The organism is Burkholderia sp. SIMBA_051 (genome assembly GCF_046534915.1).
Lineage (GTDB): Bacteria > Pseudomonadota > Gammaproteobacteria > Burkholderiales > Burkholderiaceae > Burkholderia > Burkholderia ambifaria.
This window is the reverse complement of record NZ_JAWRXS010000002.1, coordinates 113,073-130,474: the sequence shown is the minus strand read 5'-3', so window position 1 is coordinate 130,474 and position 17,402 is coordinate 113,073. Positions and strand designations below refer to the sequence as shown.

At 67.0% G+C, this 17,402-nt stretch carries 17 protein-coding genes; 7 read left to right on the top strand and 10 right to left on the bottom strand.

Annotated elements, in window-relative coordinates:
- Positions 1–20: 20 nt before the first annotated feature.
- Positions 21–263 (top strand): DUF3311 domain-containing protein, encoded by a 243-nt coding sequence (locus SB771_RS04565; RefSeq protein WP_006754439.1) that lies wholly within the window; start codon positions 21–23, stop codon positions 261–263.
- Entirely contained in the window at positions 260–1,810 is a 1,551-nt protein-coding gene (gene mctP / locus SB771_RS04560; RefSeq protein WP_012364381.1) for a monocarboxylate uptake permease MctP, read from the top strand. Before SB771_RS04565 ends, mctP begins: the two co-directional genes overlap by 4 nt.
- Positions 1,811–1,886: 76 nt before the next feature.
- Here the strand turns inward: mctP and SB771_RS04555 are convergent, their stop codons facing one another.
- From SB771_RS04555 to SB771_RS04535, 5 genes are all read right to left on the bottom strand, one after another.
- Positions 1,887–2,342 (bottom strand): VOC family protein, encoded by a 456-nt coding sequence (locus SB771_RS04555; protein ID WP_175660210.1) that lies wholly within the window; start codon positions 2,340–2,342, stop codon positions 1,887–1,889.
- A gap of 245 nt (positions 2,343–2,587) precedes the next feature.
- Positions 2,588–3,541 carry a transaldolase gene (gene tal / locus SB771_RS04550; protein WP_175660209.1) on the bottom strand — a complete coding sequence of 318 codons (954 nt, stop codon included), beginning with the start codon at positions 3,539–3,541 and terminating at the stop codon, positions 2,588–2,590.
- Between the two features lie 172 nt (positions 3,542–3,713).
- Positions 3,714–4,925: a benzoate/H(+) symporter BenE family transporter gene (locus SB771_RS04545; protein WP_175660208.1), complete on the bottom strand. Its 1,212-nt coding sequence runs from the start codon at positions 4,923–4,925 to the stop codon at positions 3,714–3,716.
- Positions 4,926–4,982: 57 nt separating this feature from the next.
- Positions 4,983–6,158 (bottom strand): vWA domain-containing protein, encoded by a 1,176-nt coding sequence (locus tag SB771_RS04540; RefSeq protein ID WP_011657551.1) that lies wholly within the window; start codon positions 6,156–6,158, stop codon positions 4,983–4,985.
- Positions 6,159–6,179: 21 nt separating this feature from the next.
- Positions 6,180–7,022, bottom strand: a complete 843-nt coding sequence (locus SB771_RS04535; protein ID WP_012364377.1) for an AAA family ATPase — start codon at positions 7,020–7,022, stop codon at positions 6,180–6,182.
- Positions 7,023–7,266: 244 nt separating this feature from the next.
- Here SB771_RS04535 and SB771_RS04530 point away from each other — a divergent pair, with 244 nt between their 5' ends.
- Positions 7,267–7,626, top strand: coding sequence for a c-type cytochrome (locus SB771_RS04530; RefSeq protein WP_006754446.1), 360 nt, complete (start codon positions 7,267–7,269; stop codon positions 7,624–7,626).
- Positions 7,627–7,666: 40 nt separating this feature from the next.
- A complete protein-coding gene (locus tag SB771_RS04525; protein WP_126228269.1) occupies positions 7,667–8,026 on the top strand; it encodes a c-type cytochrome in 360 nt (119 codons plus the stop codon).
- A gap of 72 nt (positions 8,027–8,098) precedes the next feature.
- Here the strand turns inward: SB771_RS04525 and SB771_RS04520 are convergent, their stop codons facing one another.
- A complete protein-coding gene (locus tag SB771_RS04520) occupies positions 8,099–8,566 on the bottom strand; it encodes a DUF1841 family protein (protein WP_410721207.1) in 468 nt (155 codons plus the stop codon).
- A 248-nt stretch (positions 8,567–8,814) separates the two neighbouring features.
- Between SB771_RS04520 and SB771_RS04515 the strand changes: the two genes are divergently transcribed.
- A complete protein-coding gene (locus SB771_RS04515) occupies positions 8,815–9,744 on the top strand; it encodes a DMT family transporter (protein WP_175660207.1) in 930 nt (309 codons plus the stop codon).
- A gap of 79 nt (positions 9,745–9,823) precedes the next feature.
- On the opposite strand, the gene nth is transcribed toward SB771_RS04515, so the two are convergent.
- Positions 9,824–10,468: an endonuclease III gene (gene nth, locus SB771_RS04510; protein WP_012364373.1), complete on the bottom strand. Its 645-nt coding sequence runs from the start codon at positions 10,466–10,468 to the stop codon at positions 9,824–9,826.
- Positions 10,465–11,490: an electron transport complex subunit RsxB gene (rsxB, locus tag SB771_RS04505; RefSeq protein ID WP_175660431.1), complete on the bottom strand. Its 1,026-nt coding sequence runs from the start codon at positions 11,488–11,490 to the stop codon at positions 10,465–10,467. The genes nth and rsxB overlap by 4 nt, the downstream gene beginning before the upstream one ends.
- Positions 11,491–11,645: 155 nt before the next feature.
- Here rsxB and SB771_RS04500 point away from each other — a divergent pair, with 155 nt between their 5' ends.
- Positions 11,646–12,278 carry a TetR family transcriptional regulator gene (locus SB771_RS04500; protein ID WP_011657546.1) on the top strand — a complete coding sequence of 211 codons (633 nt, stop codon included), beginning with the start codon at positions 11,646–11,648 and terminating at the stop codon, positions 12,276–12,278.
- 102 nt (positions 12,279–12,380) lie between these two features.
- On the opposite strand, the gene SB771_RS04495 is transcribed toward SB771_RS04500, so the two are convergent.
- Both SB771_RS04495 and SB771_RS04490 read right to left on the bottom strand, forming a co-directional pair.
- Complete coding sequence (locus SB771_RS04495; RefSeq protein ID WP_175660206.1) at positions 12,381–13,862, bottom strand: polyhydroxyalkanoate depolymerase; 1,482 nt, start codon at positions 13,860–13,862, stop codon at positions 12,381–12,383.
- 211 nt (positions 13,863–14,073) lie between these two features.
- Entirely contained in the window at positions 14,074–15,909 is a 1,836-nt protein-coding gene (locus SB771_RS04490) for a glycoside hydrolase family 15 protein (RefSeq protein ID WP_105830617.1), read from the bottom strand.
- 166 nt (positions 15,910–16,075) lie between these two features.
- Here SB771_RS04490 and SB771_RS04485 point away from each other — a divergent pair, with 166 nt between their 5' ends.
- Positions 16,076–17,323, top strand: a complete 1,248-nt coding sequence (locus tag SB771_RS04485) for a lactonase family protein (RefSeq protein WP_175660205.1) — start codon at positions 16,076–16,078, stop codon at positions 17,321–17,323.
- Positions 17,324–17,402 lie beyond the last annotated feature (79 nt).

Here is a 17,402-nt window from a genome sequence, read left to right as displayed (position 1 = left end):
GGGAAACAAGAGGAGACGTCATGGCTCACGATGCCGACGCCAATCGGGCCGCGAAGCGCTGGCTCTGGCTGCTGGTGCTGCCGCTGATCGCGATGGTCTGGGTACCGTCGTACAGCAAGATCGAACCGCAATGGTTCGGCTTTCCGTTTTTCTACTGGTACCAGCTGCTGTGGGTCTTCATTAGCGCGGTGATTACCGCGTTCGTCTATTTCAAGACCAAGAACGCGTGGAAGGCGAGCGGCCCGCAGGGAGGTGCGCAATGAACCTCGGCGCAACCTTCGTCTTCGTGCTGCTGTTCATCGGCGTCACGATCATCGGTTTCCTGGCCGCGAACTGGCGGCGCGGCGATCTCGCCCATCTCGACGAATGGGGCCTGGGCGGCCGCCGCTTCGGCACGATCGTCACGTGGTTCCTGCTCGGCGGCGACCTCTACACGGCCTATACGTTCGTCGCGGTGCCCGCGCTGGTGTTCGGCGCCGGTGCGATGGGCTTCTTCGCGCTGCCCTATACGATCCTGATCTATCCGTTCGCGTTCGTTGTGTTCCCGAAGCTGTGGAGCATCGCGAAGCGCCACGGCTACGTGACGGCCGCCGACTTCGTGAACGCACGCTACGGCAGCCGGATGCTCGCGCTCGCGATCGCGGTGACGGGCATCCTCGCGACGATGCCGTACATCGCGCTGCAGCTCGTCGGCATCGAAGTCGTGATCGGCGCGCTCGGTTTCGACACGACCGGCTTCGTCGGCGACCTGCCACTGATCATCGCGTTCGCGATCCTCGCCGCGTACACGTACACGTCGGGGCTGCGCGCGCCCGCGATGATCGCGATCGTGAAGGACGTGCTGATCTACATCACGATCGCGGCAGCGGTCATCGTGATCCCCGCGAAGCTCGGCGGCTTCGGGCACATTTTCGCGTCGGTGCCGCCGGCCAAGCTGCTGCTGAAGGCGCCCGACGCGACGAGCCTGAACGGCTACAGCGCGTACGCGACACTTGCGATCGGTTCCGCGCTCGCGCTGTTCCTGTATCCGCACTCGGTCACGGCGATCCTGTCGTCGTCGTCGGGCAACTCGATCCGCCGCAACATGGCGATGCTGCCCGCGTACTCGTTCGTGCTCGGCCTGCTCGCGCTGCTCGGCTACATGGCGCTCGCGGCGGGCGTGAAGGACATGCCGCAGTACGCGCCGTACTTCAAGGCGTTCGGCCCGAACTTCGCGGTGCCCGCGCTGTTCCTCGAGTATTTCCCGTCGTGGTTCGTCGGCGTCGCGTTCGCGGCGATCGGCATCGGCGCGCTGGTGCCGGCGGCGATCATGTCGATCGCGGCCTCGAACCTGTACACGCGCAACATCCACCGCGAGTTCGTGAACCGCAACATGACGCACGCGCAGGAGACGCACGTCGCGAAGCTCGTGTCGCTGATCGTGAAGGTCGGCGCGGTCGCGTTCATCCTCGGCTTGCCGCTGACGTATGCGATCCAGTTGCAGCTGCTCGGCGGGATCTGGATCATCCAGACGCTGCCGGCGATCGTGCTCGGCCTCTACACGCGCATGCTCGACCATCGCGGCCTGCTGGCCGGCTGGGCGGCAGGCATCGTGTGCGGCACGTGGATGGCGATCTCGCTGAAGCTGGCCGGATCGATCTTCACGATCCACCTGTTCGGTCTCGCGATTCCCGGCTACGCGGCCGTGTGGTCGCTGATCGTGAACCTGGTGGTGTCGGTGGCGGTGAGCGTGCTGGTGCGCGTGATGGGCATGGCGCATGCGGAGGATCGCACGCGGCCGGAAGATTATCTCGACGTCGTCGAGAGCTGATACGGGCGGCGCGGCCGCGCGCCGCGCCGCAACGACGACGCCCGTCACTGCGAAGTGGCGGGCGTTTTCGCTGGCGTCAGCCCTGCGCGCGTTTCGCGAGATCCTCGCGCTGCGACAGGTCCTCGACGTTGACCATCCAGTGCACGCCGAAACGATCCTTCGCCATCCCGAAGCCGAGCGCCCAGAACGTCTTGCCGAACGGCATCGTCACTTCGCCGCCGTCGGCGAGCGCATTGAACAGCTTCTGGCCTTCCTCGACCGTCGCCGGGTTCAGCGACAGCGAATAGCCGGCGTGCATGCCGCCGCCCGGCTGGCTACAGTCGCCGTCCGAGCACATGATCATCGAGTCGCCGATCGTGAAGCTCGCATGCATGACCTTGTCGGCCATTTCCGGCGTCATCGGGTGATCGGGATTCGGCGGCGCATCCTTGAAATGCATCTTGAACATCGTCTTCGCGCCGAGCGCCTTTTCGTAGAACTGAAGGGCTTCTTCCGCGCGGCCGTAGAACGTCAGGTACGGTTGGACTTGCATCGTTGTCTCCTGTTGACCGGGCTGGCGTGTCGGGGCCGGCCCGGGTACTTCGACGATTGACCGGGAGGAGCGCGTCGGGATGCGGCCGGCGCACTCGTGACGTGGATTGTAGTGCGCGCGCTTGACGATGGAATGAAAAATAAAACGGCCGCGAACACGAGGTTCGCGGCCGTTCGCGGCGCTTGCTGACGGCTGTTGTCAGCGTTGCTGACAGTTCGACTGACAGCAGTGATGCGCGGTGCGGATCAGCGCAGCGAGTCGATCAGCTTTTCGAGCTTCACCGCGTCGGCGGCGAACACGCGGATGCCTTCGGACAGCTTTTCCGTCGCCATCGCTTCGTCGTTCAGCTGGAAGCGGAACGAGGCCTCGTCGATCGCGACGCGCTCGGTCGGCTTGTCGAGCAGTGCGTCCGGCGACAGCTTGCGCTCGACCGTTTCGTTGCTGTCCTGCAGCTTCTGCAGCAAGTCGGGGCTGATCGTCAGCAGGTCGCAGCCCGCGAGTTCGGTGATCTGGCTCGTCGTGCGGAAGCTCGCGCCCATCACTTCGGTGTTGTAGCCGAACGTCTTGTAGTACGTGTAGATGCGGCGCACCGACAGCACGCCCGGATCGTTCGCGCCGCCGTTCTTCGCTTCGTCCCAGTCGGCGCCGGCCTGCTTCTTGTACCAGTCGTAGATACGGCCGACGAACGGCGAGATCAGTTGCGCGCCGGCTTCCGCGCTCGCGGCGGCCTGCACCAGCGAGAAAAGCAGGGTCATGTTGCACTTGATCCCTTCCTTCTGCAGCACTTCGGCCGCGCGGATGCCTTCCCACGTCGACGCGAGCTTGATCAGGATGCGCTCGCGGCCGATGCCGGCGTCTTCGTACAGCTTGATGAGTTCGCGACCCTTGTCGATCGAGCGCGGCGTGTCGAACGACAGGCGCGCGTCGACCTCGGTCGACACGCGGCCCGGGATCAGCTTCAGGATCTCGGTGCCGAATGCGATCAGCAGGCGGTCGATGATGAAATCGGCGGATTCGTCGCGGTGATCGCGGACGGTTTTCTCGAGGATCGGCTTGTACGCGTCCTTCTGGACGGCCTTCAGGATCAGCGACGGGTTCGTGGTCGCGTCCTGCGGCTTGTATTGCGCAAGCTGCTGGAAATCGCCCGTGTCGGCGACGACGGTCGTGTACTGCTTCAGCTGGTCGAGTGCGGTAGTCATGGCGATTCGGGAGGAGGGCGCGGGGCGCCGGGGTTCTCACGGGCCGCGCGAGCGCGGCAGCGAAGCGAAGCGGCGCCGGGCGCCGCCTCCGATTCATCATTTTAGGCCCGATTCGTGTCGCGCACGTTTTGGCGTGCCGTTTGCAGGGCGGGCCCGCGCGTGGGGCGCGGCGCTACGCGGGGCGCCGCGCGTTCAGAATCACCTGCGTGACGATTCCCGCGACGAGCCCCCAGAACGCCGAGCCGATCGACAGCAGCGTGAGTCCCGACGCGGTGACCATGAACGTGACGAGCGCGGCCTCGCGCTGCTTCACGTCCTGCATCGCGTTCGCGAGGCCGCTCATGATCGAGCCGAACAGCGCGAGCGCGGCGACCGACACGACGAGCGCTTTCGGCAGCGCCGCGAACAGCGCGGCGATCGTCGCGCCGAAGATCCCGGCGATCAGGTAGAACGTGCCGCACCACACGGCGGCCGTGTAGCGCTTCGCGTGGTCCTCGTGCGCTTCGGGGCCGGTGCAGATCGCCGCGGTGATCGCCGCGAGGTTCACGCCGTGCGAGCCGAACGGCGCGAGCAGCAGCGAGGCGAGGCCGGTGGTCGCGATCAGCGGCGACGACGGTGTCGCGTAGCCGTCCGCGCGCAGCACCGCGATGCCCGGCACGTTCTGCGACGCCATCGCGACGACGAACAGCGGAATGCCGATGCTGACGATCGACGCGAGCGAGAACGCGGGCATCGTGAACACGGGCTGCGCGAGCGCGATGTGAAAGCGGCTGAAGTCGAGCAGGCCGAGGCCGCCGGCCACCGCGGTGCCGACGACCAGCGTCGTGACGATCGCGTAGCGCGGCGCGAGCCGCTTGACGATCAGGTACGTGAAGAACATCGCGAGCACGAGCGCGGTCTGGAACTGCGCGGCGCGGAAGATCTCGATGCCGATCTCGAACAGGATGCCCGCGAGCAACGCGGCCGCGATTCCCGCCGGAATGCGCCGCATCAGCGTGTCGAACAGCCCGCTCACGCCGATCGCGGTCAGCAGCAGCGCGCACACGACGAACGCGCCGATCGCCTCGGGATACGGCACGCCGGGCAGCGACGCGATCAGCAGCGCGGCGCCGGGCGTCGACCAGGCGACCACGACCGGCGCGCGAAAGCGCAGCGACAGCCCGATCGTCGTCAGCGCCATGCCGATCGACAGCGCCCAGATCCACGACGAGATCTGCGCGTCGCTCAGGTGCGCGGCGCGACCGGCCTGGAACATCAGTACGAGCGAGCTCGTGTAGCCCGTCATCATCGCGACGAAGCCGGCGACGAGCGCGGAGACGGACGTATCGGTGAAAAAGCGGCGGCCGCCGGCGCGCGCTGCGCTCGCGGTGGGCGAAGGGTTCATGCTATCTCCGGGGAAGGGCCGCTCGGACGCGGCCTTCGTGTCTGCGGGTTGGGTTCGTTACTTGCTGAGCGCGCGCATCGCCGTTTCGAGGCCCGCGAGCGTGAGCGGATACATGCGCTGGCCGAGCAGGTCGCGGATCACCGCGACCGATTGCCGGTATTCCCATAGCCGCTCGGGCTCGGGGTTCAGCCATGCATGGTGGGGGAACTGGTCGGCGAGGCGGCGCAGCCAGACGGCGCCGGCTTCCGGGTTGTTGTATTCGACCGAGCCGCCGGGCTGCAGCACTTCATACGGGCTCATCGTCGCGTCGCCGACGAAGATCAGCTTGTAGTCGGGCGTGAACTTGTGCAGCACGTCCCACGTCGCGGTGCGCTCCGAATGACGGCGGCGGTTGTTCTTCCACAGATGGTCGTACACGCAGTTGTGGAAGTAGTAGAACTCCAGGTGCTTGAACTCGGCTTTCGCGGCCGAGAACAGCTCCTCGGTGCGCTTGATGTGGTCGTCCATCGAGCCGCCGACGTCGAGCAGCATCAGCACCTTCACGTTGTTGTGGCGCTCGGGCACCATCCGCAGGTCGAGCCAGCCGGCATTCGCGGCCGTGCTGCGGATCGTGCCGGGCAGGTCGAGCTCCTCGGCCGCGCCTTCGCGTGCAAAGCGGCGCAGGCGCCGCAGCGCGACCTTGATGTTGCGCGTGCCGATCTCGACCGAATCGTCGTAGTCGCGGTACGCGCGCGCCTCCCACACCTTGACCGCCGTGCGGTTGCCGTTCGACGGGCCGCCGATGCGCATGCCTTCGGGGTTGTAGCCGCCGTGCCCGAACGGCGACGTGCCGCCCGTGCCGATCCACTTGTTGCCGCCTTCGTGGCGTTCCTTCTGCTCGTCGAGCAGTTCCTTCAGGCGCTCCATCAGCTTGTCGAGTCCGCCCATTGCGTCGATCTGCGCCTTTTCCTCCGGCGACAGCTCGCGTTCGAGGCGCTTCTCGAGCCAGTCGAGCGGCAGGTCGAACGCTTCGGACGGCAACGCGGACACGCCGTGGAAATACGCGCCGAACGCCTGGTCGAACTTGTCGAAGTACTGCTCGTCCTTGACGAGCGTCATGCGCGCGAGGAAGTAGAACGCGTCGATCGACGGCGAGATCAGCCCGGCCTTCAGCGATTCGAGCAGCGTCAGGTATTCCTTCACCGAGACGGGCAGCTTGGCTGCGCGCAGCGCGTAGAAGAAATTGAGCAGCATGGCCGGGCCTTCGCGGGTGGGTTACCGGTTGTGCCGGTTCATGTAGACGAGCCGCTCGAGCAGGCTCAGATCCTGCTCGTTCTTCAGCAGCGCACCCGCGAGCGGCGGCACGATCTGCTTCGCGTCGACGCCGCGCAGCGCGTCGGCCGGGATGTTCTCGGCGAGCAGCAGCTTCAGCCAGTCGAGCAGCTCGGACGTCGACGGCTTCTTCTTCAGCCCCGAGACGGTGCGCAATTCGAAGAAGCTCTCGAGCGCCGCGCGCAGCAGTTCCTCGCGGATGTTCGGGAAGTGGACCGCGACGATCTTCTGCATCGTCGACGCGTCGGGAAACTGGATGTAGTGGAAGAAGCAGCGGCGCAGGAACGCGTCGGGCAGCTCCTTCTCGTTGTTGGACGTGATGATCACGAGCGGGCGGTGCTTCGCGCGCACGGTCTCGCGCGTCTCGTACACGTGGAATTCCATCCGGTCGAGCTCGCGCAGCAGGTCGTTCGGGAATTCGATGTCGGCCTTGTCGATCTCGTCGATCAGCAGCACGCTCGGGCGCTCGGCGTCGAACGCCTGCCACAGCACGCCCTTCACGATGTAGTTCGAGATGTCCTTCACGCGCTCGTCGCCGAGCTGCGAGTCGCGCAGCCGCGATACCGCGTCGTATTCGTACAGGCCCTGCTGCGCTTTGGTCGTCGACTTGATGTGCCACTGCAGCAGCGGCATGTCGAGCGCGGCCGCCACTTCCTCGGCGAGCATCGTCTTGCCGGTGCCGGGCTCGCCCTTGATCAGCAGCGGGCGTTGCAGCGTCAGCGCGGCGTTGACCGCGAGTTTCAGGTCGTCGGTGGCGACGTAGTGCGAGGATCCTTCGAAACGCATGGTGGCGCTCTTCTTAATCGCAAAAAAACCCAGTATAAGTCAGAAGGGCTGTCCAGTCGGGCCGGGGGCGCGTATCGTTGCGGAGCTGCGGCGGGGCGGACCGGGCCGCCTGGTGGACGCGTTCCCCGCCGACGCGGTACAATCTGGCCGTTTTTTTTGGCCTGCGTGGCGATCCGATAAGCAAAACGGCGCGGGCCGTTGCCGCTTCGGCGCCAGTTTCCCCTCAAGCTAGGTTACAAGAGCTATGAACAAATTCGTCGGCAAACACGTCGTTGTCGCGGCGCTCGTGGCGCTCGCGGGCAGCGCGCAGGCGGCCGGTGTGGTCGGCAACCCGAAGGACGGGGCGGGCAAGGCCGCCATGTGCATCGGTTGCCACGGCATCCAGGATTACCGCGCGGCGTACCCGGAGGTCTACCGGGTGCCCGTCCTTGGCGGCCAGAACCAGCAATACCTCGAGAACGCGCTGAAGGCGTACCGCAAGAAGGATCGTCATTTCCCGTCGATGAACGCGATCGCCGGTTCGCTGACGGACCAGGACATCGCGGATCTGGCGGCCTACTACGCCGCCCAGAAGGCCGACACGAAGGACAATCCCTACAAGTAAAGCGCGCGCCGCCGATCTGACCGGCGGGACAGGAGCATTCATGAACAACGCATTCAAGACGGCGGCGGTTGCACTGGTGGCCGGCCTCGCGATCGGTACCGCGCACGCGGCGGACATCGCGAAGGGCAAGGAACTGGTCGAGTCGCACAACTGCGCGGCCTGCCACGGCGCGCAACTGAACAAGCCGATCAACGCCGAGTATCCGCGCCTCGCGGGCCAGCACGCCGATTACCTCGTGTGGTCGATGCGCCAGTACCAGATGGGGCTGACGAACCCGCTGCTCGGCCGCAACAACGCGATCATGCAGGCGCAGGTCCAGAACCTGTCGGTCAGCGACATGAAGGACATCGCAGCCTACATCGAGTCGCTGAAAGAGACCGATCTCGTCTTCAAGAAGTAAGCGCGCCGGGCCTTGCCGGTCCGTGCAGCAGGAATACCCCGCCATGGCGGGGTATTTTTTTGTCCGCGGCGCTCAGTCGCGCGACGCGCGGCGCAGGATGCGCTGCAGGTACGCGTCCGTATCGGGCGGCGTGCCGGTGCGCTGCGCTTCCCAGATCGTCTCGCCGAGACATTCCATGATCATGTGCTGCGCTTCGTGCGTCGAGTCGAGCTTCGCGGCCAGCTTGTCGTGCGCGGCGCGGATGCCGGGCGGCTGGTCGATCGACAGCTGCTCGCTGATCGCGAGGTGCATCGACAGGTGCAGGAACGGGTTCGTGCGGCCTTCCTCGGGCGTGTAGTCGCGCGCGGCGGCGCCGTCGGCGTCAGCAAGGTCGGCGTGGTATTCGGGGTGCTCGACGATCCAGTCGGCCGCCATCGCTTCCAGCGGCGTCAGGATCTCGCCGGCGCGCTGCTTGCGCCAGGTCTCGGTGAAAAAGCGACGGACTTCGTCGCGACTCGGATTGAACATGGTGGGGAAACGTCGTGATTCGGGCGGCGTCATGCCGCGTCGGGCATTGTACGCCGGGTCGGCGTGCGGTGCTGGCGGCGGTGGCGGGTGGGCGGGACGCGCATCGTGGCGGTCCGTGGGTGGCGTGGGCGGCATGGGCGGGCGTAGGCGGCGTACGCGGGAGCCAGCCTGCGCGGCCGCCGCGCCGCGCAACGGGTAAGCGCGGGCTAGGCTGCCGGCCGCCGCGCCGCTACACTCCGACGATTCCCGTCGTCGCGCTTGCTCCGCTCAGTCCACTCAACATGTCCGCCACCGCCCGCTCATCGTCCCCCGCGCTGCAGGGCGCGCTCTATGTCGCGCTGTCCGCCGCCGCATTCGGCGCGATGGCGATCTTCGGCCGCTATGCGTATGCGGCCGGCGTCGACGTGCTCGGGCTGCTGATCGTGCGCTTCGCGATCGGCGGCGCGATCCTCGCCGCGATCGCCCGGCACCGTCGCGTCGCATGGCCGCGCGGCCGCACGCTCGTGCCGCTCGTGGCGATGGGCGCGCTCGGCTACGTCGGACAGTCGTTCTGCTACTTCAGCGCGCTCCAGCATGCGCAGGCGAGCCTCGTCGCCTTGCTGCTGTACCTGTATCCGGCCTTCGTCACGCTGCTGGCCGCGTGGTGGCTCGGCGAGCGCCTGACGCGCGCGAAGGCGGTCGCGCTCGTGCTCTGTGTCGCGGGCTCCGCGCTGATGGTCGGCGGCGGCCACGGCGAGCCGCTCGGCATCGCGCTCGCGCTGGCCTCCGCAGTGATCTATTCGCTGTACATCGTCGGCGGCACGAAGGCGACGCGCGGCGTCGATCCGCTCGCGACCACCGCGATCATCTGCCTGTCGGCGACCGCGACGCTCGTCGCGATCGCGATCGTGCGGACCGCGGCGTTCGGCGTGCCGCCGCGCTGGCCGGCGACGGCCGCCGGCTGGGCGTCGATGCTCGCGATCGCGCTGGTGTCGACGGTCGCCGCGATGCTCGCGTTCTTCGCCGGGCTCGAGCGGCTGGGGGCCGCGCGTACGTCGATGCTGTCGACGCTCGAACCGGTCGTGACGGTCGCGCTCGCGGCGCTGCTGTTCGGCGAGGCGCTGTCGCCGCTGCAGTGGGCCGGCGGCGTCGCGATCCTCGCGGCCGTGCTGGCGCTCGTGCGCGCGGGCGGCGCGGCGGCCGACGACGCAACGGCGACGTCCAACGCATAGCAGGGAAGGGGAAAGCCGCCGGCGCGGCAATGGGGCCGGCGGGTTGCAACACGCGCGGCCCGTCAGCCGCGGCTCGCGCTCAGTCGTTCGGCGGCGGCGTCTTCGGCCGGAATTCGCACAGCGGCTCGATCGCGCAGTGCCAGCATTCGGGCTTGCGGGCCTTGCACACGTAGCGCCCGTGCAGGATCAGCCAGTGATGCGCGTCCTGCAGGAATTCCTTCGGCGTGAACTTCTCGAGCGCGGCCTCGACGGCCCGCACGTCCTTGCCGGGCGCGAGCCCCGTGCGGTTCGCGACGCGGAAGATATGCGTATCGACCGCGATCGTCGGCTGGCCGAACGCGGTGTTCAGCACGACGTTCGCGGTCTTGCGCCCGACACCCGGCAGGCTCTCGAGCGCTTCGCGATCGGCCGGCACCTCGCCGTCGTAGCGCTCGAGCAGGATCTTGCACGCGGCGACCACGTTCTTCGCCTTGGTGCGGTACAGGCCGATCGTCTTGATGTAGTCGGCGACGCCTTCTTCACCGAGCGCGACGATTTGTCGCGGGGTGTTCGCGACCGGAAACATCTTGCGCATCGCCTTGTTGACCGACACGTCGGTCGCCTGCGCGGACAGCATCACCGCGATCAGCAACTCGAACGGCGTCGTGTATTCGAGCTCGGTGGTCGGATGCGGATTGAGGCTTTGCAGCGTTTCGTAGATCGCGCGTCGTTTGGTGGCGTTCATGGACGGTTCTTGGGCGGCGCGGACGGGCTGGTCCGGTCGTCGTTGTTGTCTGGATCGTCGTTGTCGCTTTCGTTGTCGTTTTCGTCGCCGGCTGCCGCGGCTTGCGCGTCGCGCTGCGCCTGCTGCTCGGCGAGCCGCTTGCGGCGGGCTTCTGCCGCGTCGATCTGCGCCTGCACGGCCGCGCTCACGCCTTCGGTGTTCCTGGGCCCGGTGCCTTGCTCGGACAGTTCTTCCTTCTTCTTGCGCGCGCGTTCGAGCGCGGCGGCGATGATCGCGCGTTTCTTTGCGTCGGCGTCGTCGGCCGGGGCAGCGCCCGGTGCGTCAGGATGTTTGCCGGGTTCTGCGGCGGCCGGCGCCGCCTTGGCCGCACCGGCGCTGGCCGCGCGGCGGGCGGCGGCGCGCGCTTCGGCGGCCTCGCGTTCGCGGCGCTGGCGGGCGAGCCGGCGGTCGTGGCGCTCGCGCGCGGCGTCCGCCTGCTGCTGCGACCACGCGTCCCAGCCGGTGCGCTCGCCGGTCACGGGGACCATCGCGATGCAGTCGACCGGGCAGGGCGGCACGCAGAGGTCGCAGCCCGTGCACAGCGATTCGACGATCGTGTGCATCTGTTTCGGCGCGCCGACGATCGCGTCGACCGGGCACGCCTGCATGCACAGCGTGCAGCCGATGCACAGGCTTTCGTCGATGAACGCGACCGCGCGCGGATGCTCGGTGCCGTTGACGGGGTTCAGCGGGATCACGGGCTTGCCGAGCAGGCTCGCGAGGCGCGCGATGCCTTCGGCGCCGCCGGGCGGGCACTGGTTGTAGTTCGCGTCGCCGGCGGCGATCGCGTCGGCGTACGGACGGCAGCCGTTATAGCCGCACTTCGTGCATTGCGTCTGGGGAAGCAGATCTTCGATGCGATCCGCGAGGGTCTTGGAATCAGTCACGGTGACAACGGGCGCTGTGGCGCCGAATGGCTCTCGGCCGCGTGTGGCGCGGCCGGAAAGGTTTGCCAAACCTTGATTATCGCCGATTTCCCGCATTGCGCTGGACGCCGTCTGTGCGCATAATCGAACCGCTTTTTTGCAGGGGCTCAGCAGGAGGGCGGCCGCACGTGGTGCGCCCGTTCCAGGGCGGCCGGCGCCGAGGCGGTGGGGGTGCCGGTCCGGATCACGCGGCTCACATAGCAAAACGCCACATGAATCAGCCAAAAATCAAAAGAGATCCTGAAGGTACGCGCCGTCGCATCCTGATGGCGGCAGCCGAAGAGTTCGCGAGTGGAGGGCTGTTCGGCGCACGCGTCGATCAGATCGCACGCCGGGCCGAAACCAACGAGCGCATGCTCTATTACTACTTCGGCAGCAAGGAGCAGCTGTTTACGGCCGTGCTCGAGCACGCGTTCTCCGCGCTGACCGAGGCGGAGCGCGTGCTGGATCTCGATGGCGTCGCACCCGTCGAAGCCGTCACGCGGCTCGCGCATTTCATCTGGGATTACTACCGCGATCATCCTGAGCTGCTGCGGCTCATCAACAACGAGAACCTGCACGAAGCGCGCTACCTGCACAAGTCGACGCGGATCCGCGAGATGATGTCGCCGATCGTCGCGAAGCTCGGCAACGTGCTGATGCGCGGCCAGAAGGCCGGGCTGTTCCGCGGCGACGTCGATCCGCTGCACTTCTACGTGACGCTGTCAGGGCTCGGCTACTACATCGTGTCGAACCGCTTCACGCTCGCGGCGACGCTCGGGCGCGACTTCAGCGACGCCGACGAACGTGCGGAGATGGTCAGGATGAACACCGAGGTGCTGCTCGCGTATCTGCTGCGACGCTGAGCCGTGCGCCGATGCGCGGCCCGCTCGCGGCCGCCCGCTGCATAAGAAAACGCCGCCGTGCATACAAGCCACGGCGGCGTTTTTGCGTCGGAATGCGGCGTGTCAGGCGGCCTTGCGCGCGCGAAGTGATTTCGCCCGCGTGCTGCCCGCGCTTTTCGCGGCCGGTGCGGCCTTCGCGGCTGCCGTCCTGGCGGGAGCAACCGTCGCGGCCGGTGCCTTCGCGCGCACGCGTTTCGCGACGGTGGCTCGCGTCGTTTCGGGCTGCTTGCTGGACGGCACGGCGGAGAGTGTCGTCGTGACCGGTGCCTCGGTGGGCGTCTTCGCCATGCCGTTCTTCGGTTCCGGCGCATGCTCGCGGATGAAGTCGCGCAATTGCGGGTAGATGATCGTGCGCCAGCGGCGGCCCGAGAAGATCCCGTAGTGACCGCACTTCTCCGCGGTCAGGCTGCGGCGATCGTCCTGCGGGATGCCCGTGCACAGCTCGTGCGCGACGTGCGTCTGGCCGCTGCCCGAGATGTCGTCGAGCTCGCCCTCGATCGTCATCAGCGCGGTGTGCTTGATGTCCTGCGGGCGCACGCGTTCGCCTTCGACATCCCACGTGCCTTCCGCGAGCCGGAATTCCTGGAACACGACGCGGATCGTCTCGAGGTAGTACTCGGCGGCCATGTCGAGCACCGCGTTGTATTCGTCGTAGAACTGGCGGTGCGCTTCGGCGTCTTCCTCGTCGCCGCGCAGCAGGCTCTGATAAAAATCCCAGTGCGATTGCGCGTGGCGTTCCGGGTTCATCGCGACGAAGCCCGTGTGCTGCAGGAAGCCCGGATACACGTGGCGGCCTTCGCCCGGATAATTCGCGGGGACCGTGTGGATCACGTTGTTTTCGAACCACGAGGTCGAGTGCTGCGTCGCGAGCGAGTTCACCGAGGTCGGGCTGCGGCGCGCGTCGATCGGGCCACCCATCATCGTCATCGTGAGCGGGGTGTCTTCGCCGCGGCTCGCCATCAGCGAAATCGCCGCGAGCACCGGCACCGTCGGCTGGCACACGGAGATCACGTGCAGGTTGCGCGCGCCGATATGACGAATGAATTCCTGGATGTACGCGACGTAGTCGTGCAGGTGGAACGGGCCGACCTCGACCGGCACCATCCGCGCGTCGATCCAGTCAGTGATGTACACCTTGTGATCCTGCAGCAGCGTGCGCACGGTATCGCGCAGAAGCGTCGAATGGTGGCCCGACAGCGGCGCGCAGACCAGCACGACCGGCTCGTCCTTCAGTTGCGTGACGGCATCGGCGTCGTCCGAATAGCGCTTGAAGCGCAGCAGCCGGCAGAACGGCTTCTCGACGATCGTCTGCTCGACGATCGGAATGTTGTGACCATCCTTGACGATCTGGTGCAGGTTGAACTCGGGCTTTTCGTAATCCTTGCCGAGCCGGTACATCAGCTCGTAAGCAGCGGCCATCCGCGTCGCGCCGGGCATCAGCGAGAACGGGCTGGACGGATTGGCGAACGACTTGGAGGCGGCCTGGGCCCAGGCCGTGAGCGGGCTCAACATGGCCCGCTGGAATTCGTGCAGTTGGTAAAGCATGCAGACTACTCCCGCTTGGGGGACGGTGCGCAGGGGCGGTGTGGTGCGTCGCGGCGTGCCGTGTGGGTCAGCGACCGGCCATATTGCAGTGCGGCCGGACAATCGAGTTGATCATATCGGACAACGATGAATGTTGCAATGCAACATTTCCCCGATTTTTCATCAAACTTTTGCGAATTGACGATCTCTGAAGAAGCCGCGCCGCCGCCGTTCAGCGCCCCGTCGCCATGGCCGGGGCCGGGGCCGGCTGGCCCGCCGCGCGCGCCATTGCATCTTCGTGGTGCATGAGGTTCATCGCGGTATGCACCAGCGCCACGTGCGAAAACGCCTGCGGGAAATTGCCGACGAGCCGGCCTTCGACCGGGTCGTACTCCTCGGCAAGCAGCCCGAGGTCGTTGGACAGCGCGAGCAGCCGGCTGAACAGCCGGTGCGCGTCGTCGATCCGGCCGAGCAGCGCGTAATTGTCGACCAGCCAGAAGCTGCACGCGAGAAACGTGCCTTCGCCGGGCGGCAGGCCGTCGTCGTATTCGGTCGTGCGGTAGCGCATCACGAGCCCGTCGTGCAGCAATTCCCGCTCGATCGCCTCGACCGTACCGACGATGCGCGGGTCTTCCGGCGGCAAGAAGCCGAGCAGCGGCATCAGCAGCACGCTCGCGTCGAGCTCGTCGCTGCCGTAGCTTTGTGCAAACGACTGTTTGCCTTCATGCCATGCGTTGTCGCATACATCCGCGTGGATCCGGTCGCGCAGCGCGCGCCAGCGGTCGAGCGAGCCGGGCAGCCGGAACATCTCCGCCGACTTGATCGCGCGGTCGAACGCGACCCACGCCATCACCTTCGAGAACGTGAAATGACGGCGTCCGCCGCGCGTTTCCCAGATGCCTTCATCCGGCTCCTGCCAGATCTTCTCGAGATGATCGAGCAGCGCGCATTGCACGGACCAGACCGTGTCGTCGGCCTGCAGGCCGCCCACGCGCGCGAGATGCAGCGCGGCCATGATCTCGCCGAACACGTCGAGCTGCAGCTGGTTCGCGGCGCCGTTGCCCACGCGCACCGGTTTCGAATCCTGATAGCCGGGCAGCCAGTCGAGCTCCATTTCCGGCAGCCGGCGCTCGCCGGCGATCCCGTACATGATCTGGATCTGCTCGGGCGAGCCGGCCATCACGCGGCCGAGCCACGTGCGCCACGCGCGCGCCTCGTCGTAGTAGCCGCCGCGCATCAGCGCGAGCAGCGTGATCGTCGCGTCGCGCAGCCAGCAGTAGCGATAGTCCCAGTTGCGGTTGCCGCCGATCTTCTCGGGCAGCGACGTGGTGGGTGCCGCGACGATGCCGCCGGTCGGCTCGTATGCGAGCGCCTTCAGCGTGATCAGCGAGCGGCGCACGGCGGCCGCATAGCGGCCCTGCACCTGGCAGCGGCCCGACCATTCGAGCCAGTAGTTCTCGGTGCGCGCGAGCATCGACAGCGGATCGCGCGCGGGCGGCAGCCGCAGGTGGGACGCCGCGTAGCCGAGCGAGAACGGGATGCGCTCGTCGGCGCTCACCGTGAATTCGGCGAGCGTGTGCAGGTTCTTGCCGGTGAGTTCGACCGGCGTGCGCAGCACGACCGTATCGGGTCCGGCGATTGCTTTCACCCCGTTCTCGCGTGACAGCTGCGTGACCCACGGGATCGAGAAACCGTAGTCGAAGCGCAACACCAGCTCCATGCGCATCTTCATCGTGCCGTGCCGGCCGACGACGATCCGCACGAGTTCCGACCAGCCGTTGCCGGGCGGCATGAAGTCGATCACGGTCACGGCGCCGTCGGCGCTTTCGTAGTCGGTTTCGAGAATCAGCGTGTCGCCGCGGTAGCGGCGTGACGTGTGCGTGATCGCGGCGTCGGCGGCCGGCGCGAGCAGCCAGCGGCCGTGCTCCGGCGTGCCGACCAGCGCCGCGAAACAGGCGCCCGAATCGAAGCGGGGCCAGCACAGCCAGTCGACGGAGCCGTCTTTCGAAATCAGCGCGGCGGTGTGTCCGTCGCCGACGAGGGCGTAGTCTTCGATCAAGGCGGGCATGGGCAAGCGGTCCTTGGGTTATTCGAGTTCACAATGCAGGCTGCGGCGCCCGGGCTTCACGTGTCGGCGTCGCGCCCCGTATACTCGGCCGGGCGGCGGAGCGCAGGAACGGCCGGCGTTTCGTCCTATCTCAACACTTGAAGCGACTCGATGCAAGGAGGATTCAATGCCCAACCGTTTACGCGAGCATGACGCACGCGCTTCGACACGAGGGTTCCCGCTTAGGCTCGCTCACTGGATGAAAGGTTTCGCGCTCGTGCTTTCCTTGTCCGCGACCTCCAGCTTTGCACAACAATCGCCGGCACCGGCCGACGGCGCCTTCCACCTGCTCGTCGGCACCTATACGGGGCGCGGCAGCGACGGCATCTATGTGTACCGCTTCGATACGAAAACGGGCAGCGTCGCGCCCGTGTCGTCGGCGAAGACGGTAAATCCGTCCTATCTGTTGCCAAGCCGCGACGGTCGCACCGTCTACGCGGTCAACGAACTGCCCGGCGACAACGGACCGGCCACGCAGCGCGGCGGCATCAGCGCGTTCGGCTTCGATCCGAAAACGGGTGCGCTCACATTCATCGACCGCGTGTCGTCGGAAGGGAACGACCCGTGCTATCTCGCCCTGTCGCCGGACGGCAAGTACCTCGTCACGGCGAACTACTCGGTCGCGGCCGATCCGGGCGGCAGCTTCGCGGTGTTCCCGACCCGCGACGGCGGCTCGGTCGGTCCGGCCGTGCTGACCGTGCACCACGAAGGCACGGGGCCCGTGAAGGGCCGCCAGGACGGCGCGCACGTGCACTCGACGGTGTTCTCGCCCGATGGCCGCTACCTGTTCGTGCAGGATCTCGGCGCGGACAAGCTCTACGGCTACCGCTACACGGTGGACGGCAGCCGCGGGCTGATCAGCCCGACCGACACGCGCTACACGCCCGTGAAGACCGGCTCCGGCCCGCGTCACATGGTGTTCGGCGCCGACGGCCGGTTCGCGTACGTGACGAGCGAACTCAACGCATCGGTCGAGGTGTTCGGCTACCACGACGGCAAGCTGACGCCGGTCCAGACGCTGCCGATGACGGCGCCGGGCTTCAAGGGCAAGGTCGGCGGCGGCGCGATTCATCTGTCGCCGGACGGCCGCTTCCTGTACGTGACCAACCGCGGCGACGTGAACGAGATCGTGATCTACGCGGTGAACCAGACGGATGGACGACTGAAGACCGTCGGCCGTCAGTCGAGCCTCGGCAAGACGCCGCGTGAATTCCTGATCGATCCGACCGGCAAGTGGCTGATCGTCGGCAACCAGGACAGCGACACGTTCTACGTGTTCAGCCGCGATGTCGAAACGGGGCAGCTCGGCGCGAATCCGCAGAAGGTGGCGCTCGGCAGCCCGGTCGACTTCAAGCTGGTGCCGGTGGCGCAGTAAATGTACGAAGGGCGCTGCCGAGGCAGCGCCCTTTCCGCGTCGGGCGGCCGCTTGCGCGGGGCCGCCCGGATCGATCGCC